Origin of the sequence: Nocardia brevicatena NBRC 12119 (genome assembly GCF_000308495.1) — a bacterium.
GTDB lineage: Bacteria > Actinomycetota > Actinomycetes > Mycobacteriales > Mycobacteriaceae > Nocardia > Nocardia brevicatena.
Window position 1 is genome coordinate 17,749 of record NZ_BAFU01000052.1, and the last position, 20,450, is coordinate 38,198.

The 20,450-nt window shown below is 66.8% G+C and carries 17 protein-coding genes and 4 pseudogenes; 7 read left to right on the forward strand and 14 right to left on the reverse strand.

The window, feature by feature from the left end:
* Positions 1-197 precede the first annotated feature (197 nt).
* Both ON20_RS11580 and ON20_RS33055 read left to right on the forward strand, forming a co-directional pair.
* Complete coding sequence (locus ON20_RS11580) at positions 198-1,067, forward strand: SAM-dependent methyltransferase (protein WP_040835208.1); 870 nt, start codon at positions 198-200, stop codon at positions 1,065-1,067.
* Between the two features lie 487 nt (positions 1,068-1,554).
* Positions 1,555-1,791 carry a hypothetical protein gene (locus tag ON20_RS33055; protein WP_051162216.1) on the forward strand — a complete coding sequence of 79 codons (237 nt, stop codon included), beginning with the start codon at positions 1,555-1,557 and terminating at the stop codon, positions 1,789-1,791.
* A gap of 417 nt (positions 1,792-2,208) precedes the next feature.
* On the opposite strand, the gene ON20_RS11595 is transcribed toward ON20_RS33055, so the two are convergent.
* The gene (locus tag ON20_RS11595; RefSeq protein ID WP_040835209.1) at positions 2,209-2,970 is read right to left on the reverse strand and encodes a Mut7-C RNAse domain-containing protein; all 762 of its coding nucleotides are present in this window, start codon (positions 2,968-2,970) and stop codon (positions 2,209-2,211) included.
* Positions 2,971-3,350: 380 nt separating this feature from the next.
* Here ON20_RS11595 and ON20_RS11600 point away from each other — a divergent pair, with 380 nt between their 5' ends.
* Positions 3,351-4,019 carry an arsenate-mycothiol transferase ArsC gene (locus ON20_RS11600; protein ID WP_040835210.1) on the forward strand — a complete coding sequence of 223 codons (669 nt, stop codon included), beginning with the start codon at positions 3,351-3,353 and terminating at the stop codon, positions 4,017-4,019.
* Here the strand turns inward: ON20_RS11600 and ON20_RS11605 are convergent.
* Both ON20_RS11605 and ON20_RS11610 read right to left on the reverse strand, forming a co-directional pair.
* Positions 4,012-5,098: pseudogene (locus tag ON20_RS11605) on the reverse strand (NAD(P)H-dependent amine dehydrogenase family protein). The gene ON20_RS11600 and the pseudogene ON20_RS11605 overlap by 8 nt on opposite strands.
* 150 nt (positions 5,099-5,248) lie before the next feature.
* Positions 5,249-6,231, reverse strand: a pseudogene (locus tag ON20_RS11610) (aromatic ring-hydroxylating dioxygenase subunit alpha).
* A 215-nt stretch (positions 6,232-6,446) separates the two neighbouring features.
* On the opposite strand from ON20_RS11610, the gene ON20_RS11615 reads away from it, so the two are divergent.
* Together ON20_RS11615 and ON20_RS11620 are read left to right on the forward strand one after the other, a co-directional pair.
* On the forward strand, positions 6,447-7,091 hold the full coding sequence (locus ON20_RS11615) for a TetR/AcrR family transcriptional regulator (RefSeq protein ID WP_083864854.1): 645 nt from the start codon (positions 6,447-6,449) through the stop codon (positions 7,089-7,091).
* A gap of 68 nt (positions 7,092-7,159) precedes the next feature.
* Positions 7,160-8,572 carry a VWA domain-containing protein gene (locus ON20_RS11620; protein ID WP_083864855.1) on the forward strand — a complete coding sequence of 471 codons (1,413 nt, stop codon included), beginning with the start codon at positions 7,160-7,162 and terminating at the stop codon, positions 8,570-8,572.
* On the opposite strand, the pseudogene ON20_RS40530 reads toward ON20_RS11620, so the two are convergent.
* The 8 genes and pseudogenes from ON20_RS40530 to ON20_RS11655 form a co-directional block, all read right to left on the reverse strand.
* Positions 8,535-8,723 (reverse strand): annotated as a pseudogene (locus tag ON20_RS40530) (acyl-CoA thioesterase II); the annotation flags it as partial. The gene ON20_RS11620 and the pseudogene ON20_RS40530 overlap by 38 nt on opposite strands.
* Before the next feature lie 431 nt (positions 8,724-9,154).
* Positions 9,155-9,367: pseudogene (locus ON20_RS40975) on the reverse strand (acyl-CoA thioesterase domain-containing protein); the annotation flags it as partial.
* 69 nt (positions 9,368-9,436) lie between these two features.
* Entirely contained in the window at positions 9,437-10,525 is a 1,089-nt protein-coding gene (locus ON20_RS11635; RefSeq protein WP_040835213.1) for an ADP-ribosylglycohydrolase family protein, read from the reverse strand.
* Positions 10,518-11,093 (reverse strand): acyclic terpene utilization AtuA family protein, encoded by a 576-nt coding sequence (locus ON20_RS40980; protein ID WP_438803405.1) that lies wholly within the window; start codon positions 11,091-11,093, stop codon positions 10,518-10,520. The genes ON20_RS11635 and ON20_RS40980 overlap by 8 nt, the downstream gene beginning before the upstream one ends.
* A 38-nt stretch (positions 11,094-11,131) precedes the next feature.
* Positions 11,132-11,521 (reverse strand): nitroreductase family deazaflavin-dependent oxidoreductase, encoded by a 390-nt coding sequence (locus tag ON20_RS11640; RefSeq protein ID WP_083864856.1) that lies wholly within the window; start codon positions 11,519-11,521, stop codon positions 11,132-11,134.
* An 89-nt stretch (positions 11,522-11,610) separates the two neighbouring features.
* On the reverse strand, positions 11,611-12,144 hold the full coding sequence (locus ON20_RS11645) for a P-loop nucleotide/nucleoside kinase family protein (RefSeq protein ID WP_040835215.1): 534 nt from the start codon (positions 12,142-12,144) through the stop codon (positions 11,611-11,613).
* Positions 12,145-12,303: 159 nt separating this feature from the next.
* A complete protein-coding gene (locus ON20_RS11650; RefSeq protein WP_051162223.1) occupies positions 12,304-12,993 on the reverse strand; it encodes a DUF8020 domain-containing protein in 690 nt (229 codons plus the stop codon).
* A gap of 379 nt (positions 12,994-13,372) precedes the next feature.
* Positions 13,373-14,017: a pentapeptide repeat-containing protein gene (locus tag ON20_RS11655; RefSeq protein ID WP_040835217.1), complete on the reverse strand. Its 645-nt coding sequence runs from the start codon at positions 14,015-14,017 to the stop codon at positions 13,373-13,375.
* A gap of 150 nt (positions 14,018-14,167) precedes the next feature.
* Here ON20_RS11655 and ON20_RS11660 point away from each other — a divergent pair, with 150 nt between their 5' ends.
* Both ON20_RS11660 and ON20_RS11665 read left to right on the forward strand, forming a co-directional pair.
* Positions 14,168-14,743: a TetR/AcrR family transcriptional regulator gene (locus ON20_RS11660; RefSeq protein ID WP_040835330.1), complete on the forward strand. Its 576-nt coding sequence runs from the start codon at positions 14,168-14,170 to the stop codon at positions 14,741-14,743.
* 74 nt (positions 14,744-14,817) lie between these two features.
* Positions 14,818-16,608 (forward strand): hydroxysqualene dehydroxylase, encoded by a 1,791-nt coding sequence (locus ON20_RS11665; protein WP_040835218.1) that lies wholly within the window; start codon positions 14,818-14,820, stop codon positions 16,606-16,608.
* 37 nt (positions 16,609-16,645) lie between these two features.
* Here the strand turns inward: ON20_RS11665 and ON20_RS11670 are convergent, their stop codons facing one another.
* The 3 genes from ON20_RS11670 to ON20_RS11680 form a co-directional block, all read right to left on the reverse strand.
* Positions 16,646-18,865, reverse strand: coding sequence for an acyl-CoA dehydrogenase family protein (locus tag ON20_RS11670; RefSeq protein ID WP_040835219.1), 2,220 nt, complete (start codon positions 18,863-18,865; stop codon positions 16,646-16,648).
* Positions 18,866-19,058: 193 nt separating this feature from the next.
* Complete coding sequence (locus ON20_RS40985; protein ID WP_040835221.1) at positions 19,059-19,361, reverse strand: hypothetical protein; 303 nt, start codon at positions 19,359-19,361, stop codon at positions 19,059-19,061.
* A 187-nt stretch (positions 19,362-19,548) separates the two neighbouring features.
* Complete coding sequence (locus ON20_RS11680; RefSeq protein ID WP_040835222.1) at positions 19,549-20,355, reverse strand: SDR family NAD(P)-dependent oxidoreductase; 807 nt, start codon at positions 20,353-20,355, stop codon at positions 19,549-19,551.
* Positions 20,356-20,450 lie beyond the last annotated feature (95 nt).

Genomic DNA, 20,450 nt, shown 5'->3' on the forward strand with positions numbered 1-20,450 from the left:
GACAAATTTCGATCGGCCGGCGACGGATTCGCGCCGGCGTCGATACCGACGCGCGGCCGGGCGAAGCGTCATAGCATTCCATATCACCCATATGTACCCAGGTCGGCACGGCCGTGTTCCGCTCGCGCACCGGAACATCGGTCCCGCGCGTACCCGACTGCCCCGCTCCACACGATCTCGGATAGAGAGACCCTTCGATGCCCGATACCCCGTATCCTTCGCCGGCCGGAGAGCGTGCGCCGGCCGACCTCGACAGCACCCGGGCGAGTATCGCCCGGGTATACGACGCAGCCCTCGGCGGCAAGGACAACTACGAAGCCGACCGCCAAGTGCTGGACGCGATCCTCGAGGTCGCACCCGGGATGATGGATCTGGCCCGAATGAACCGGGCCTGGCTGGAGCGTGTGGTTCGATACCTTGCCGGGATGGTGGGTATCGACCAGTTCCTCGATATCGGCGCCGGTCTGCCGACGGCCTACAACACTCATGAGATCGCCCAGGGGGAGAACCGTGAGACCCGGGTGGTGTATGTGGACAACGACCCGATGTGCAACGCGCACGGCCGAGTGCTGTTGGAAGCCAACGAGGAAACCCTCTTCCTCCCCGGTGATCTCACCGTCCCGGGCACACTGCTCGACCATCCGGCGATCGTCCACCACCTGGACACCGCTCGTCCGATCGCGGTGATCCTGGGCGCGGTCCTACACCATATCGATGACGAGCAGGACCCGGCGGGGATCGTAGGTCGTTATATTGATGCGCTGCCCCCCGGTTCGGTCGTGGCGATCACGCATTTCTGGGATCCGGACGACGGGACGGAGGCACACCGGCTGGCGCAGGAGGTGCAGCGACGGTACTTGGAGAAGGGACTGGGTACGGGCTGGTTCCGGACCAGAGAGCAGATCGCCTCGTTCTTCGGGGATCTGGATCTGATGGAGCCGGGCCTGGTGGAGTTGGACGACTGGTGGCCGTCGGGGCCGACGGTGTGTTCTCGTGCCATCGAACAGCGGTTGATGCTCGGCGGGGTCGGATACAAGCGGTGCGGTCGTGTGTTGCGGCTGGTGTGAGGCTTCTTCACCGACTGTTGCCCGCTCCGTCGTGCGATAGGGTACCCACGATGACGGACTCACCCCGCGTCAACAGGGGCCCAGAGCAGCGGCCGGTAACCGTGCCGCGCTGATCGCCTCGGCACGCGCCCTGTTCGCCGACGAGGGCTCCGGGGTGCCGATGTCGGCCATCGCGCGCTGCGGGGGTGGGGCAGGGTGTCCTCTATCGGCATTTCCCCACTCGGGGGCGGCCGGCGCCGGCGGTATTCGAGGAGAATATCTGCGAGGTAGAGGCCCTCACGGCCACTCCGTCGATCACCGTCGACGATGTGTTGCAGGTTGTCGCCTCGGCGGCGTTCATCATGATGCTCGACCCGACGGGCGAAGACGGAGTTCGAGGAAACGGTCCCGGACGCCGATATTCGAACCGTGCATCTCGATATCGCGGATTTGTCCTCGATCGCCGAATGCGCCCGGCTGCTGCGCGCGACTGCCCCGGCTGGTTCTGTTGATCGACAACGCGGGAATCGTGGCCGGGGAACGTCTGCTGACGGTCGACGGCTTCGAGTCCGACTTCGGGACCAGTTTCCTGGAGCATTTCGCGTTGATCGGCCGGTTGATCGATATGGTCACCGCTTGCCGGCCGGTCGGATCGTCACGATCAGCAGCCTCGGTCATCGACGGCGGGCGGCTGCCCTGGATTTCGAGGATCTACAGGCGGAGCGGAAACGCGGGCGGCCGGTGACCTACTCGCGCTCGAAGATGGCGTCCATGGTCTTCATGTTCGAACTGCAGCGTCGACTGTGTGCGACCGGTTTGCCGGCGCTGTCGGTGGGTGCGCACCCCGGTGGCGTGCGTTCCACGATTCCGCGGATCAGAGCCTGCTCGTCCGGAGCGTCTACAGCGACAGCGTGATGACGCCGGCCCATCCGGTCACCCGGACTCCGGCGCGGGGTCCCCCTCCCATCCTGATGGCCGCCCTCGCCTCCGGCGTCGAGTGCGGTGATTTCCTTCGGACCCGGCAAACGGTGGGGGCTGGTCGGCCCTCTGGTACCGGTCGCCGCGTCACCGCGAGCGCGGGCTTCGGAAACGGGGCGGAGGCTGTGGGTGGTCGCGCAACGGTTGGACCGGGGTGAAATCCCCGGTCGGCGCTCGGTAACGGTTATCCGACGCGGTCACGAGGGGTCACCGCGGCGCGGATCGCCTCGACCGTGGCGTCGAGCCGGGTGCGGTGCGATCCCGGCCAGTAGATCTGTCCGCAGTCCCGGCAGCGTCGGAAATCGTCGTAATAGCGGTGGGTGAGCGGTTTCAGCCGATCCGCCACCTCGGCCTTGGTGACCATGTCGACGAGGCCGCCGCAGCGCAGGCAGCGAGTGAACGGGGCCAGTCGGTCGGCGAGATCGAGACGGCGGACCAGTTCGACGATCTGGTCGATCGGCCGGTCGGCTCTGATGTAGACGCCATGGGTCACGGTGCGGCGTTTGAGAAGTCCACGGTCGCGTGTGAGCAGAATCCGGTGTTCGGCCGCCGACACCCCGGCGAGTGCCGCATCGTCGGCGGTCCACGGACAGTGTACGTCCAATCCCATCAGCCGCATGAGTTTGGCGAGGCCGCCGAGATTGACATCGGCGACGAATCGCGGTTCACGCAGTGGATGCGGACGCACCCGGGTCACCGGGCCGATATCCAGGGTCTCGAAGACGGGGTAGGCGGTGATCCGGGCGCCGGTCTCCGGGCGGTGGGTGAAATCCACCGGATGGCCGTCGACGAGTACCAGGTCGATCTCGGTGTGCGGGACGCCGACGGATTCCAGGACGTCCTTCACGGTCTGATGCGCCCGGAACGGCCGACGCAGCACCGTGTACCGCTCGTCAGGGCGGAGGAAATCGTTCAGTTCGGCGTAGACCCGGATATCAATGCTCATGACTCATGGGGACCGCTGTGTGAACCGTGATCGGGATGGTCGGATCTCTGTATGGTGCACGACTGTTACCGAAGTCGGGATCGAACAGTCGATGAACTGGAAGAATACTCCGGCTGTCGGAAGGACCGGCACAGGTCGGCGGGTGAGGGGTGGGTGCGGTGGCGGCGCTCGACCGCGGACTGCGCTGCTGTCGCCTGCGCGCCGGCCGACCGGCCTTTACACCGATCACGGTGGGTTTCACCTGCACCGGTCTCTACCTGCTGTTCGAGGCATGACATCGGGAAATGTGGGCAATGCCGACGGTGACGGCGACACGACCGTAGGTCCCGGTTGCCCGCCGATCGGACCGATGTACGGCTTCGCGACACAAAGGAACGATCATGACGGAAAGCCCTGCTCCGAGCGCTGTCCCCCCGCACGGCGAATCCTCCATAGACCAGCAGATCGCCTTGCGGTCCGCCGCGGGCCGGTTGGAACGCGAATTCGAGGGCGTATTCGGCGGGGAGACGGTCGAGAGGTTTCTGAGCTCCTCCTACGACCATGTCCGCGCCCACGCCGATGTCACCGACTTCCCGCCGTTGCCGGCCGAACGCTTCACCCGGCAACGCCTGCACGCCTTGGCCGAGGTGGAGGGCAGGGCCCGATCGGGTAGGCCGATGGTGCTGTTCCTGTCCGCGCACGATGCCGGGCGCGGGCCGATGGCCCTCGCGTTCTTCAACCGGATGACCGGAGACCACGCCGTGGCCTGGTCCGGTGGTGATGACCCCGTCGACGACGTCGACCCGGTGGTCGTGGAGGCGATGCGTGAGGTGGGAATCGATATCGGCGGTGCATTCCCCATGCCGTGGACCGAGGAGATCGCACGGGCCGCCGATGTCATCGTCACCATGGACTATGAAGACGACTGTCCGGCGGTTCCTGGGATCGGCTACCGTGAATGGGATGTTCCCGATCCCCTCGGGCGGGACATCGAGGCGGTCCGGCCCATTCGCGACGAGCTCGAGGCCCGGGTCGGCGAGCTGGTGGCCGAGCTGCGCCCCACTACCTGAAGCGGCCGGCGAATGCGCGCAGCGGGAGATCGGCACTGGTGATCACGCTCGGCCGTGCGTCGACCACCGAACGGATGGCATTGAGGGCGGGCAGACCGGTCACCGTCATACCGACGGACGCGAACGCCTCGGGGGGAGGAGAAATCGGTGCCGGGCCGGGGCAGGACCCGGTGCTTACTGGCGACACACGGATCGCCCTTGATCTTGGTGATATAGCAGCCCTGGACGTTCCAGTGCGGTTCGGCGTGGGGAGTCATCTGCCATTCCACGTGCACTTCCACCTTCGGCGCACCGTCCACGACACCCTGATACTTCAGGTAATTGGCGCCCAGTGATCCCTTGGGCAGCTTGTACCATCCCAGGTCGACATCTCGGGTGCAGGCGCCGAGCTCGTAGTCGAAGACGACATCGTCGAGTTCCAGGCCGAAACAGTCCGCCATCAGATGAACGCCGTCGGCGAAGACCCGGGTGCCTTTCTCGAGCATGCCGGGCAGTTCCGGGTCGTCGACGGGACGACCGTAACCGCACATTTCCCAGGAACCCACCGAATGGTGACAGGACACATCGACGGGTTCGATGACCGTCACGTTCTCCAGCTCGGCGGCATCGCAGGTTTGTACGATGCCGAGGATCTGGGTGAGCCCCGGGTTCATACCGGTGCCGTAGAACGTCGCCCCGCCCTTCCGACACGCCTCCTCCAGCACCGTGGTGGTGGGTTTGCCGGAGGGATGGGGATGGTTCCGGTCGCGGTGGTGCCCGGTGATCCAATCGGCGGTGGTGACGATATTGATCCCGGCCTCCAAGACCTTCACATAGAGGTCCTCGTCCGGGAACACGCCGTGATAGGTCACCACATCGGGTCGCGCGGCAATGATGTCGTCCACCGACCCGGCGGCGACGACGCCGATCGGATCGAGCCCGACGATCTCCCCGGCGTCGCGGCCGATCTTCTCCGGTGTGTAGCAGTGCAACCCGACGAGCTCGAGATCGGGGTGGTTGCCGATCCGTTTGATCATCTCGGTACCGACATTGCCGGTGGCCACCTGGAATACCCGGATCGGCGTGTTCTCGACTGTCATCGGTTTTCGTCCTTCTGTTGTCGGGCCCGGCGGTATAGAGGCGGTACGGCCGGTCGGGTTGCGGGGACGGACGGTCGGTGCGGTGGCTCAGTGTTCGGCGGTCCGCACCGCCCGATCGGTCGGCCGGCTCTCGGGGTAGAACTGGGCGGCCTAGGTGCGCAGGGCCTTGAAACCCTCGTATTCGGAGCGCGCCAGGGCGGGGGATCGGAATACCGCTGATGGCGCCAGATCCAGATCCAGATCCAGATATGGATATCGGCCTCGAACTGCTCGATCACGGCGCGGGCGGTCTGGTTCGCCTTGGTGGGCTGTTCGGCGCCGTTATCGCCGGGCAGGCGGGCGACCCATACCGAGAACCGGACGTCGCAGGTGGTGTCGTCGACAGGTGTCACCGCCGAGGCGGTGCGATTGTCGACCATGCCCCAGCCCTTGGTGACGGCCACATCGAGTCCGCCGTTGATGGCATTGACGCCGCTGGTGACATCGTCGATGGAGGAGACACCGTCGCCGGCGGCGAAGGTGATGGTGAAGTCCACATACGAGACCGGTGCGTCGAAATCCTGACGGGTGAACTTCGGGGTGATCGGCACCTTGTGCACGTATTCGAAATGGGCGAAGTCCACTCCGTTCTCGAGGACGTACTGCGGGTGCAGTTCCAGGCGTTCCCGGTGAAGCGTGAACCGGCCGTAGGCAGGGTAGTAGTCGGCCGCAGTCGCGCCGTCGCCGAATCCGGTGAACACATCGGGCACGTCGAAATAGGGGGCGCGGCTGTGGACGTCGTGCCAGATATAGATGCTCTCGTTGCGTTCCACCACCGGATAGCTGCGGATACGTCGCCCCGGATTCGGCCGGTTCTCGTAAGGGATGCAGACGTTGCGGCCCTCGGCGTTCCACTCCCAGCCGTGGAACGGACAGACGATGCGTTCGTCCTCGACCCGGCCGCCGTAGCCCAGGTGGGTGCCGAGGTGTTCACAATAGGCGTCCATCACCGCGACCCTGCCGGAGGCCGTCCGTCAGGCGACCATCTCGCGGTCGAAGTACTTCATCCGGCGGACGTCGCCGATGCCGACCTCGGCCGACCACGCGATCTGGAACCATCCGGTGGGTTGCATGGACAACGGTGGTTTGGCCATGGCCTGTTGTCCTCTCGGGCGGTCGACGGGTTGATGACACGGACCCGGCCGATGGGCGGCACCCATCGGCTCGCAGTCGAGATGCTACTGTCGCCACGACAGTATGACGGTGGGTTCTGTGAAATTGGGGTCAGCGGGTTCCGAGCGCGTCCCCGACCGGGTCCGGCCACGGAAACCGCGCGGGAAAACGGTGCGACACCACTACCATCCGAAGGATGACCGAAGCGGCTACCGGCAGACGGCGTGGGAACCGGCGTGGCCACGCCACTCGCGAGAGCATGCTGGAGGCCGCCCTGCGCTCGCTGGCCTCGGGCGAGCCGGGCGCCGTGTCCGCCAACCGCATCGCCAAGGAGATCGGTGCCACCTGGGGCGCGGTGAAATATCAGTTCAAGGATGCCGACGGCCTCTGGTCGGCGGTGTTGCGCCGCACCGCCGAACGACGCGGCGCACTCCCGGTGGTCTTCGATACCGGCGCGCCGCTACGGGATCGCGTGGCCGCCACCGTCGAAACCCTGTACCGGGGTCTGACCTCGACAGATTCCCGGGCCATCGAAACTCTGCGCACCGCCCTACCCCGCGATCGCGCGGAACTGGAACGGCTCTACCCGCGCACTGCGGCCGAACTGTCCTCATGGGGGGAGGCGTGGGAGACCTTCTGCCAGAAGGCCTTCGCCGATCTCGATGTCGACCCCGCCCGGGTGCGTGAGGTGGCCGCGTTCCTGCCGGGCGCGATGCGGGGAATCGTCTCGGAGCGGCAACTCGGCACCTATACCGACCTGGACGAAGCCCGGCGTGGGCTGACGAACGCGATCGTCGCATATCTGGAGCACTCCGGTCCCGGTGAGACGGCCTGCGGATAACGGGCGTCGCGGCTCCCGCCGGCGGTTACGGTGATCCGGTTACCCTCCCGCGGCAAAGGACGATCACGATGAGTGCGACGGCGACCACATATTTGGTGAAGGGGCAGAACGGGCCGCTGGAGGTCGGTGAGCTGGTGATCTCGGTGGAGATCGCGGCGCCCGCCGATCTCTGCGCGCTGCTGGTCGACGAGCGCGGCAAGGTCCGCTCCGATGCCGATTTCGTGTTCTACAACCAGCCCACCGGTTCCGGCGTGCGGCTACGTCCCGCAGCGGATGGACAACCGGCCGTTCTGGAGGTGTCGACCGCCGCCGTGCCCGCCGATATCGCGCAGGTGCGGATCGTGACAACCCTCGACGACACCACGAACACCTTCGGCCGGATCCCGCCCCCGATCGCCGCCGTGGCCGATCCCGCCGGCCAGATCCGGTACCGCTATCGGATCGACGGACTGGGCAGCGAGTCCGTCGTGATCGCGCTGGAACTGTACCGCCGCGACGACGGCTGGAAGGTCCGCGCTGTCGGGCAAGGGTACGCCGGCGGTTTCGCCGCGCTGGTCACCGACCACGGTGTGGTGGTCGACGACGAACCCGCGCCGGTTCCCGTATACCGGCACGAACCCGAGGCCGCACAGGGGCGCCCTCTCGCCTCGACGCCGCGGCCGGTGCTCACCGACACACCGCCGGTGCGGACCGCACCGGGCGAGGAGAAGCTGTCCCTGGAGAAGCGCCAGAAACTGGACCTGCGTAAACGGGAAGTCGCGACGGTCCTGATGAAGAAAGGCGCGAGCGACGTTCGGGCGCGCGTGGTACTGGTGATCGATAAAACCGGCAGTATGCACAAGCTGTACCGGAAGGGGGTGGTACATCGGGTCGTCCAGCGGATGATCCCGGTCGCCATCCAGCTCGACGACAACGGCCGCCTCGAGCCTTACCTGTACGCGGTGCGCTTCGCCAAACTTCCGGAGATCACCGTCGAACACGCCGACGCCTGGTGCGGTACCTTCCTGCACCTGTCCGGGGTCCACGGAGGCATCGATTACGCGATGATCGGCGGAGTCAACGACGAGATCCCCATCATGAACGAGGTCATCGCCGGGTTGAGCGGGGACGGATCACCTACCCTGGTGCTGTTCTTCACCGACGGCGGTTTCCGTGAGAAGGCCAAGATCGCCGCCTTGATGCGGAAGGCGGCGGCGCTGCCGGCTTTCTGGCAGTTCGTGGGCATGGGCGGTAAGGCCGACTACGGGATTCTGCGCCAGTTGGACGAGATGGACGGGCGGGTGGTCGACAACGCCGGTTTCTTCACGGTCGACGATATCGACGGGCTCGGTGACGCCGACCTGTACAACCGTCTGCTCGGCGAGTTCCCCGACTGGCTGCGTGCCGCACGGGCGGCGGGCATCGTGCGCACCGGGCCGGTCGATGCGCGCTCGTCCGTCACCGTTACTCCGAGCACCACAGGGGCCGGCACGGACGGATGAGCCCCTCCTGCCTCGTGCTCGCGCACAGCCGGCCCGACCGGTCGAAGATCTCGCCCCGACTCGGGGCCCGGTCGCCGGTCGCCCAGCTGCTGTCCTGGTTGTAGAGAAACCGTTCGTCGGCCCGCAGCGGCGCGTGGAACCACACCGAATAGGTGAGGGTGGCGAACTCATATGCTCACCGCACAGGTCGTGCCCATGCGGGCCGAGCGCCGTCGAGAGCAGCAGCAGGTCGCTGAGATGCATCAGGCAGGCCGCCTGCCCGAGCGGCACGTTCACGCCGGGCTTGCGGGTCCGAAGCCAGACGCTTGCCGAGGTGGTGCGGTACGGCCCAGCAGTGCCTGTGCACGGTTGGGCAGGGCGGGGAAACGGGCGTCGATATCGAGTGCGTCCAGGAAACCGGTGGCCCGGCCCAGGCCGTTCTCGTCGCCGATGAACAGCTCCTCCAGGTCGGGCGGCCGATCGGGATCGGGTATTTCGAGGGTCGGAATCCGGTGGGCGAGGCCGGTTCAGGGGCGATGGAACGACGCCGACATCGTGGAGATGACGCGGCCGTTCTGGCTCGCCTCGGCCCCGGCATGCGGAAAACGATGTGGCGTCGCGTACCACATCGACCGCGAACTCGGTGGGCACCGTCATACCGCCCGGCAGCAGGAAGCAGGTTTGCGCGGAGTGGGTGGGCCGCTCCTCCGACACGGTGAGCCCGGCCGCCGGCATGGCGTGCCCCGCGACCTCGCCACCGTAGGTGCGTTTCGGGGTCCGTCGTGCGCTCGGCCGCGGAAGCGGTGCCCGGTTCACGTTATCGCGACGGGACGTACCGGAAGCCGTCTTTTCGTAGAGCTGTCAGTGACAGTGCCGGGAGCGTGGTCACCGGTTGTCTGCCGTATCCAGGGGATAGCGGTCGCCCAATTGGAGCCGTTGGCCGTAGTGGAAGGCCCGTACGAGATCGTCGGCGACCTGTACCAGTACGTCGCGTCCTTCCACCGCGCCGACCCATTCCATCGGCAGTGCCGACAGGCCATGGCCCGCGCCGAGGAGATTGCCGGCCACCGCGCCGGTGGAATCGGAGTCGCCGGAATGGTTCACCGACAGCAGCAGGGCACCCCGGGCATCGCCGGTCCGCTCCGCGTGCAACGCGCAGTACACGGCCACGGCCAGGCACTCCTCGGCGGTCCATCCCTCGCCCACCCGTTCCACGCCCTCCGGGGTCGCGGGACCGGAATCGGCGACGGCGAGGGCGTGGTCGATCGCCTCGGCGGTCTCCTCGCCGCCGGAAACCGTGCGGAGTCGGGCGACGGCCTCCCGCACCGCGGTGCGCAATTCGCCCCCGCCGACGAGATGCTCGATCAGTGCCGCGAAGGCGCCCGCGGCCAGGTAGCCGGTGGGGTGACCGTGGGTCAGTTGCCCGCACTGTGCGGCGAGGGTGAACGCCTGCTCGGGCCCGAGGCCGACCAGACCGAACGGCGCCGACCGCATCACCGTGCCACATCCCTTGGACTGCGGGTTGACCGGTCCGGGTGTGCCGAACGGCAGCGGTTCCAGATATCGCTCGGACTGTCGCACCAAACCGTTCATACAGGCGTTGCCCGGGGCCCGGACCGCGTAGAGGAACCGCAGACCGGCCGCCCATCCGTCCGGTCGTGGATCGGGCTCGGACTGGCGCTGCGTGGCCAACCAGCGCAGATACGCGCGGCGCAGCACCGGCACCGGATCGGCTCCGGGCGGACAGCGCAGCAGCCCCTCGGCGGTGAACAGCGTCATCTGGGTGTCGTCGGTGATCTGCTGGGGTTCTCCCGGTACGGGGCCCGGCAGGAAACCGGTCACCCCGCTCTGGCCGTGGCGTTCCCGGATCTGTCCCAGGCGGAGGAATTCGATCGGCCAACCGAGCGCGTCTCCGACCGCACCGCCCAGCATCGTGCCGCGAACCCTGTCGACAAGCTTCTCATAGTCATGCACAGCAAGAGATCCTCTCGAGCCCGGGCTGTTGCGGCCCAACGGCTTCCCTCATCCTGGCAGCCATTCGGCGCGGCCGGATCCGCACGGGACGAGGATCGTGCGGTATCGGCCGGTGTCCGCGACGTACGCACCTGGTCGGTGACGATCTTGATCCCTCGCTCGGCGATCGCCCCCAGATGCGGTCTCCCCTGGTCGGCGAAGTATTTGACATACCCGCGACCGGGTCCTTCGGATAAGGGGCGGCCGGCGCCGCGAGGGCGATCTCCGCCGGGTAGTCGCCCACCGGTACATCCACCGGATCGCCGGCGAGGACCTCGTCGCCGGCGATGAACCGGTCTCCGAAATGGCCGGATAAGTTGGCCAGGCGAATCGGTCGGTCTGCCATGCGTACACCTACTCGCGCACCGACGAGTGTGCCGTGTGAGGTCGGGCGCTGCCAGACCGGGGGAGGGGTTGTCCCCTCGGCCCTCGGACCGTCCCCGCGCGGTACCGCGTTCGATCGGCGGCGTCCTCGGCCCCGTAGCCCGGTCCGGGCCCGGCACGTGACTCTTTCACCGTCGGTGTTCATCCAGGTCGGCGGTGTACTTCGGAGAGCGCCGAGGACGGCTACCGTGCGTCGACCGGGGCGAGCGCGAACACGGGATGCCGCTCGGCCTCCGCGACGAACCGCTCGACCGGATCGTCGCGGTCGGCCTGGAAGTAGTTTCGGGTGGCGGAGGCGATCTGGATATAGCGCTGGAGCACCGGCCCGGCCTCCTGCGCCGATACCTCTCGAACGGCGTAGTCGCGGCTCGTGAAACGGCGGGTGAGCGTCACACGTCCGGCGGCACGCACATTGTGCACCCAGGCCACGGCGCCGTACGGTGCCACCAGCCACTGCTGTCCGCCGTGCTCCACGAGCAGCACCGGGTTCCGTCGGATCTGCCCGGTTCGGCGACCTCGGGTGGTAAGGACATAGGAGTACGGCACCAACCCGGCGCGGGTGAGAGCTGTCATCACAACATTCTCCAGGCGACTCCAACGCCCTGGCCGATACCGTTTCTCGGGCCGGAAATCCGAAGCGTCGACGTCTTCACCACTGCCGTTCATGCGTCCAACCTACCGGCCGCCCGCTCGACTCGTCGGGCGAGATCGGAGCAGTCGACCGGCCGTGTCGTGTCGACGAGGACGGTGGGGGTGAGACCGAGTGGTTCGGCTCGTTCGGCCCAGATATGCCAGTCTCGGATCACCCGCTGTTCGTCTCGGTGGAGGGCGGCACGACATCGGTTCGTATACCGTGCCCGCGCGATATCGGCAGGGACATCGCACCAGACCTCGACGACACGGTCCGCCCGCGCCTTGCCGATTCCGGCTCGGGCGAATTCCAGATCCCGGGGGCGGAACCACCACGAGTCGATGATCGCTGTCGTACTCGATGCCTGTACCAACGACCATATGGCGTCCATCGCTATACCGCCCAGCGTGGGCAGGTCGGCGGCGCCGGCGACACAGCCGGCCAGGGCCTCTTTGACGGCATCCTTCTGTAGGAACCGGGCATCCATGGTCGGTGCCAGTGCCTGGCCCAATGTCGTCTTGCCCGAACCGGGCAACCCGTTGACGAGGACCAGAAGTTTCTCCATCGGTCCATCATGACCGCCGGATCGGTCGCCCATCTTCCGCCGGCAGCTCTGCTGGATATGTCCGAAGAACTTATCCGAGGTTCGGTCCTGGGCATCGGAAACGGCGATGCCCGGCGCAACACGGCGGCGCGCCGGGCATCGCCGAGTGGGGTCGGTCTATCAGCCGTAGACCGAGTTGTAGAACTGGAGGGCACTGGCGATGCCGACCGGGACGCCGATGGCGAGCATGCCCACGGCGGCGCCGATGGTGATGCCGGTGGCGCCGCCCGCGATGCACAAACCGATAGGGCCGGCGAAGAACGTCGGAACCACCAGCGGCGCACCGATGACAGCACCGGCGACGCAGCCCAGTACGCCGCCGATGAGCGACCCGAGCAGGGTGCCGATGCCGGTGGCCAGGCCGAATTGGGTGGCCGCCGTGCTCAAGGCGGTGTTGGGGTCGACACCACCGGTTTCTGCGGCCGTGGCCGGCTGCAACATGGTGGCAGGCCGGGCCTCGGCGGGGTCGGTACTCGGGGTGAAAACAGCCGTATTGCCTTCGACCCGAGCCGCGATCGGCCATTCCTTTCCATCCTTGAGGTAGGTCAACGGCATCCCGGCCACCAGACGACCCGCGTCGTCGAGTACCTGGAATTGCGTGCCTCGGGTGATCAGTGATCCCGCGTCGGTGCGCAGCACGACCGACTGGTCGACCACATTCGCGGTGTAGCGGATTCCCGGAAGAATATCGGTCTGCACGGTCGTTCCGGGCGGGGGAGCCGGGACGGGTTCGGCGGCAACCGTGCCGCTCGTGACACCGATCGCGGCGATGGCCAGTGCGGTAACGGTTGTGACCGTCCTGATTCTCATACCTGTACCACTTCCTCGATATTTCTTTCACTTCCGAACGCGGAGGGGAAAGCTCCGCCGGCGCAGCGGATTTACAGAGGTTGGTAGCCAGTGGTCACGGATGGGTTACCGGAAAGGTAAGCGAGGGTTAAGAAAGCCGGCAGATTGTTGACAGCGTATGAACCGGCAGTTCGGCGGCGGGAAGCCGCCCCGATGTCCTTATCGATTGCCAGTGCTCGGCCGAACCCCGCCGGCGGGTTCCATGTCGAGGAACGACACGAGCGACTTCGTCGGATCGATCGTGGAGTACGACGGAAATACCGCCGGATCACCAGGCGTCAGGCCGATGTTCTGCATGCTATCGCTCGGTGTGGGCGACTACCGGACCGAGCCCGCCGGGCTACTCGTTGTCGACGACGATTCCGATCCCCGCCGCGAAGGCGGGCGCCAGATCCGTCAATTGACCGGAGGTGATGATCGCGCCCTTCAGCCATTCCACCCCTTCGATGGTGCCGATCCCTTGCGCTCCACGGAAATCCACCTTCCGCAACTGCGTCTGCCGCACCGTCAGGCCCTCGATACGAGAACCCGGGAAACTCACCTCGTCGAGCTTCGCGCCGCTGACATCGAGATGCCGCAATACACAGTCGACGAACTCGACCTTTATCAGCACGGCACCGCGGAAGTTCACCGAATCCAGTTTACATCCATGAAACACCACCCGCCGCAACTCCATACCGCTCGCCATCACACCCGACCAGGCACCGTCGACCACCTCGGCTTCGCGCCATATCGAATCGGTCAGATCGCTGCCGGTGAACAGGACTCCGTGCAGCCACACATCATGGAAACGACTGCTCTGCATCTGCCCGTTCTCGACGGACACCGATCGGAACGCGCATTCGGTGAACACTGCATTCCGGGCATCGGGATCGCTCGGGGAGATCTCGTCGAAGAAGGCGCAGTCGTACTCGCCGTCGACCTGGAGATGCTCCGCCGATTCCAGCCAGTTCGCAAACGGTAGATCCGTCAGTGCCCGCGACATATCCCGTCCTCGCAGAAGTCGATATCAGCGTTCGGTCGCGCGCGAGGCTACGCCATGGTGCCGACAACCCGGTCGAAATCGACGGCCTGTGTGAGATGCCCCGCCCCGGCATACGCCCTGTCGCCGTGGGCATGGCTTCACGCCGAGGCCGTGTCCGCGGTGATCCGCCTATGCGGTGGCCTGCAGCGGATACTCCAGGTCGGCGTCCGACGGAGCAGCCTCGATGATATCGCCCGGCGCTCGGGGGTCAACCGGGTGACGATCTATCGCCGCTTCGAGAACAAGGACACGCTGGTCGAGGCCGCGCTGTCCCGGGAGATGGAGCGGGTGCTCGCGGAGGCGACCGCCATCGTGACCGCTACCTCGGGGGTCGAGGCTCAGATCGAAGAGACCGTGTTGTACATCCTGCGGCTCACCCGGACCCACCCACTGGTAACCCAACTGATCGAGGTGGCGCCGGAAGAGGTCCTGGGTTTCTACACCGTCCGCGGTGAGGAGATGGTTTCCCAGGGCATCGACTACATCGTGGGCGTTCTGCGGGCGGCGCAGGAACTCGGCGTGGTGGAACGCTACGATCCGCGTCCCGTCGCGGAGCTGGTGGCCCGTTTCGCGCATTCGCTGCTGCTGACGCCGCGAGCCGGGGCGGACTTCGACGACGAGGACACCGCGCGGACCTTCATCCGGGTCGCTTTCGTCCCGCTGATGAAATACGGTATCCATCGCTGACCTGCCGGCGTGGCCCGGCGCGGGCATGGTTATTGTTCGGGCGTTACGCCTGTTGTCGATGAGGATATGAACAAGTGATCGACCGCACAGTCAGCCGCCGGAGTTTGATGAAGGGTGCGGCCGGTTCCGTGGCGTTCGCCGCAACCGTGGCGGCGGGCAGTGGCCTCGCAGGCCTCGCCCGCGCCGACACCGCTCCCGCGAAGCGTCGGGTGGCGGTGCTGGGTGGCGGTATCGCCGGCCTGACCGCGGCACACGAACTGGTCGAACGCGGGTTCGAGGTCACGGTGTACGAACGGCGTGCCTGGGGCGGGAAGGCGCGCAGTATCGAAACACCCTCGGCCGTGGCCGGGGGCCGGAAACCGCTGCCCGGTGAGCACGGATTCCGTTTCTTCCCCGGCTTCTATCAGGCGATACCCGACACCATGCGCCGAATCCCGTTCCCGGCTAACGACAACGGTGTCTATGACAACCTGGTGCCCGCACTGACCCTGACCGGAGCATGGGACGGACCGGATATCACCGCGCCCGCCGCACTCGACTTCAACGCGATAGGACTGGCCGCCCGTCCGGAGCGTGCCGTTCACTCGATGCTGGGCGGTCTCGGCTGGGTGCCGCGCATATCGCCCGCGCAGACGCTCGGATTCGGTCGGCGCCTGCTCGTGTATTTCACCAGCTGTGACGAACGCCGGTTCGGACAGTGGGAGCACACCTCGTTCAAGGATTTCGCCCGGATGGACGGAACCGACGCCAACTACGAGCTGCTCATCTCCACCCTCACCCGCACCCTGGTCGCGGCCAAGGAACATATGGCCAGCGCTCGCACCATCTGCAATATGGCCGAGGCGTTCCTGCTGAACATCATCAACCGCGGCAACGACAACCGCTATCCGGATATGGTGCTCAACGGGCCGACCAGCGAGGTGTGGATCGAACCCTGGGTGGCCTACCTGCGGAGCCGAGGAGTGCGGTTCGAACTGGGGGCCGAAGTCCGCTCGCTCACGGTGCGCGACCGCCTGATCGGCGGAGCGGAAGTGGCCGACCGCACGGGCGGGACCGCAACGGTGGACGCGGACTGGTTCGTCATGGCCTTCCCACCCGACCAGGTGCCGAAATACCTGAGTCCGGAGATCCTGCGGCTCGACCCGAGCCTGGAACGGATCCGCGAACTGCGGGTGGACTGGATGAACGGTATCCAATTCTTCCTGAAAACCGATAAACCGATCGGCCCGGGTCATATCGGGTTCATCGAATCGCCTTGGCGGCTGACCGCTATCAACCAGAACCAGTTCTGGCGGCGGAAGGTCGAGTCGAGTTACGGGGACGGCACGGTGAAAGATGTGCTGTCGCTGTGTATCTCGGACTGGGAAGCACCCGGTACGCTGATCCGGAAACCGGCCAGGGAATGCAGCCCCGAGGAAGTGGCACGTGAGGTGTGGTATCAGGTGACGCGATCGCGGGAGGGGGAGTTGCTGTTCCCCGACCGGCTCACCGACGGTGATCTGCACTCATGGTTCCTCGATCCCGCCATCCGCTGGGACCCGGCCGCCGGAGTGAACACCAATGCCGATCCGCTGCTGGTCAACACGATCGGATCGTGGGACAACCGACCGGTGTCGACCACCGCGATTCCCAACCTGTTCCTGGCCGGTGACTATGTCCGCAACAATATCGATCTGGCGACCATGGAAGGCGCCTGCGAGGGTGGCCGCAATGCCGCGAACGCTGTGCTGGACGCGTCCGGATCCGACGCGGAGCGGGCGAAACTGTCCCCGCACCTGACGATCGGCGAATTCGACGTCGCTCGTGAAGTCGACCGACAGCGGTGGCGCGCCGGGCTGCCGAACCTGCTGGACATCACCCCGTAACGGGTTCCCCGCTCGAAGCGGGCGGGGAACCCGGCCACTACTTGCGGGGCAGTCCCATGACCAGCGTCGCGATGGTATTGAGCTGGATTTCCAGGGTTCCTCCGCCGATCACCCAGGTCGGGATGTCGAGTTCGTGATGCGCGGGTTCGGAGACGGACTCGCTCAGCGCGGCCGCGGGACCGATGAGGTTCAGCGCCGCCGCCGCGGCATCGGTGTGCAGCATGGAGGCGGCGGCCTTGGCGATACTCGTGGCCGGACCGATCCCGTGGCCCTCGAGGCGGCGAATGGTCTCCCGCAGGTTCATGGCCGAGATGGCCGCACCCCGTGCGCTGATCCGCCCGAGGGCGCGGATCGCGTCGTCGCGTGAGCCGGCGTACTCGCCGCGTTCGATGATTTGCCGGATGCGCCGGTTGTGGCCGGGGTCCCGGACACCGCCGATGAACAGCCGCTCCTGGGCAAGGGTTTCCAGGGTGAGTGCCCAGCCCTGGCCGGGTTCCCCGAGGATCATGGAGTCGGGGACGAAGGCGTCGTCGAAGAACACCTCGTTGAACTCCGCGTCGCCGCTGGCCTGTGTGATGGGGCGGACCTCGACACCGTCGCCGTGCATATCGACGAGAAACATGCTGAGCCCGCGATGCCGTTCGGCCGCACCGTCGGTGCGGGCCAGCAGCAGTCCCCAGTCGGCGCGGTGTGCGAGGGTGGTCCAGATCTTCTGCCCGTTCAGCCGCCAACCGCCGTCGACCTTGGTGGCCCGCAGGCTCAGCGAGGCCACATCGGAGCCTGCTTCGGGTTCGCTGAACAGCTGGCACCAGATTTCCTCGCCGCGCAGCGCCGGTCCCGCGAGCCGCTCGAGCTGTTCGGGGGTGCCGCGATGCAGAACGATGGGCACCACCCACTGTCCGATGCCCATGGAGGGTTGAGCGAGTCCGTGCCGGTCGAATTCATCCTGCAGGACCAGCTGTTCCAGCGGGCCGGCCTCGATTCCATAGGGTTTGGCCATGGGTGGGGCCACCAGGCCGTTGTCGGCCAGTAGGGTACGACGCGGACCGGTGGCCACCGAATCGTGGTCGCCGATCGTGGACGGGTTCGGGTTCCCCAGTTCCACGGCCCGGTCGAGGATCTCCGACGCCCATGCGCGGAACGTGGAATCCGTCTCCGGCAGCGGTACCGTGAAATTGCGGGGACCGCGCAGGGCGATTTCGCCGAGCCGCAGTTCCCATGATTCGAGTGGACCGGCGAGCCCGGCCAGTGCCATGGCCCGCCGCCAGTACAGGTGCAGGTCGTGCTCCCAGGTGAATCCGATGGCACCGTGCACGCCGAGGCATTCCACCGCGGCGTGTACCGCGGTGCCCAGTGCCGTGATCGCCGCCCCCGCGACGGCGTGGGCGCGCTGATCCGCCTCGTCGTCGAGACCCCGGATGGCGTCCCAGGCGGCCGCCGCGGCCAGTTCGGCGGTGATCAGCAGTTGCGCCGTCCGATGCTGTACCGCCTGGAAGGCGCCGATCGGCCGGCCGAACTGCCTGCGGGTCTTGACGTAGGCGGTGGCGGTATCCGAGCACCAGCGGATGACCCCCGCGGCCTCGACCGCCATGGACGCCACCGCGACGGCGGTTGCCCTGTCGGCATCGATACCCGACAGCGCGGAGCCGACCGTCGCGTCCCGGAAGCGCACCACTGCGATATCGCGGCCCAGATCGACGCCGTCCCGCACCTCCACCTCGACACCCGGGGTGTTCTGTCCGACGAGGAACCACCCGCGCACCGCGCCGGACCCCTCGGTCGCCGCCACCAGGAACGACTCGGCGGCGGCAGCGCCGAGAACCGGGCCGGTCTCGCCGGCCAGCCGCGGTTCGTCACCATCGGTGAATCGCACCGCGTGCTCGGGCAGGATGACCGCCCCGGTACCGCCCTCGGCGAACCGCCGTAGGGCCTCGTCTCGTATGTCGTCTCGGTTCGCGGTGGCGATGATGGTGCTCGCGATAACGGACGGAAGCAGCGGACCGGGCAGCAATGCGCGTCCTGCCTCCGCGATCACCACCGCGATATCGTCGAGGGTCCCGCCCTGCCCGCCGACATTCTCGGGCAGATGCACTCCGGGCAGGCCGAGCGCGACCAGACCCGTCCAGTGGTCGGGTCGCTCACCTCGTTTCAGCCGCTCGGTGTTCTTGCGGGTGTATTCGCGGGTGGCGTGGCGTTCTGCGAATCCCGCGACGCTTTCCGCCAGCGCGGACTGATCGGTGGTCAGGGCAACAGGCACAATCTCTCGCTCGGGTCGTGGGGCGCTCGACAGTCCCTGGTCCGGCAGGCGGGAACACGTCGGCCTAGAACAGGTTCTACTTCGATGTGTACCAGTTTATGTGGGCCTGTCGCCCCCCGAGCGCATCGGGGTGGGCGGTGCGGTGGAACGTAGCAGTCGTCCGATCGTCGGGGATGGCACCGGCCAAATAGAACTACCGTCCGAAACAGTCGCAGGCCGGACTCCGCAAACGCATGTATCGGGTGTCGAGATCCGCGCGTGCGGTGCGGTCGTCGAGCATCGGCCACATCAGCAGGCGGAACGCGGGTGCGACCTCACCGCGGTCCCATGCGGCCGGAGCCTGTGCCGCGGCCATACGCAGACCCGGGTGCACGGGAGTATCGCCCACCAGGCGCCGGACACGCTCGGCCGCGGTCGGGCCACCCCGTCGGAGCGCGAGACCCACGCTCGCGGCGATCGTGACGAACCGCAGCGGGCGTGCCCGTCCACTCCCCATCACTCCTGAGCTGCTGCTCTATCGGGCGATTCGGCGGCGACAAGCCGCCGGTCCCACATACCGGACAGCGCCGACCGGCAGGGGCGGTTTATCGTAAACGCGGTGGGGGCCGGTTTCCGGCCGTTCACGAAACACGCTGTGCCGCAGCCGGTACATCATGGCCGCGGTGCCCGGCGCACCCCTCTGGTCACATGTGCGATCCGCCGTCGATACGAACCTCGGTTCCGGTGACGAAGTAGGCGTCGGGGGAGCCGAGCATGGCGACGACACCGGCGACGGCGTCCGGCCGGGCGAAGATGGCCCCGTTCTCCAGCGGCAGCATCGGGGTGGCCTTCGCAAACAGACCGAAATCCACATCGGCGGGCAGGCCGGGGCCCACGCTCTGCTTCGATTCGCCGGTGCCGTCGGTCATACCGGAGGAAATGGAGCCCGGCTGAACGGCATTGAAGCGAATGCCCTGTTTGCTGAACTCCATGGCGAGCGCATGGGTCATCGCCTGGACACCGGCCTTGGATGCCGCGTACGCGGACATGTACGGATGCGCGAAGGCGGCCGAGGTGGAGCTGAAGTTGACCACGGCCGGGCTGTTGCCCTCGCGCAGCGCGGGGATCGCGGCACGGATGACGAGGAAGGTGCCGATAAGATTGACGCGCAGCACCTGCTCGAAATCGGCCAGGCTGGTCTGTTCGAAATGCGCCGAACGCAGAATACCCGCGGCGTTCACCAGGGTATCCAGCCCGCCGAGTGCCGCCACGGCCGCGGCCACGCCGGTATTCACCGACTCCTCGTCGGAGATGTCCATGACCTGGGTACGCAGGCGTTCTGCGTGCTCACCGGCCCTGGCGAGGGTGTCTTTCAGACCCTCCTCGCTGATATCGGCGGCGACGACCTGCGCGTTCTCGGCGAGAATGCGCAGGACCGTGGCCTGGCCGATACCCGATCCGCCGCCGGTGACGAGAACGCGTCGGTCGGTGTAGCGCTGCAGTGTGGTCATGAGTACTCCTGGGTCGATGACGGCCGGTGTACCGTGCGGCCTCGGTCACCCAGCATGCACCTGCGGGTCCGGTGGTGGTGGGGCAGGGCTCGCCC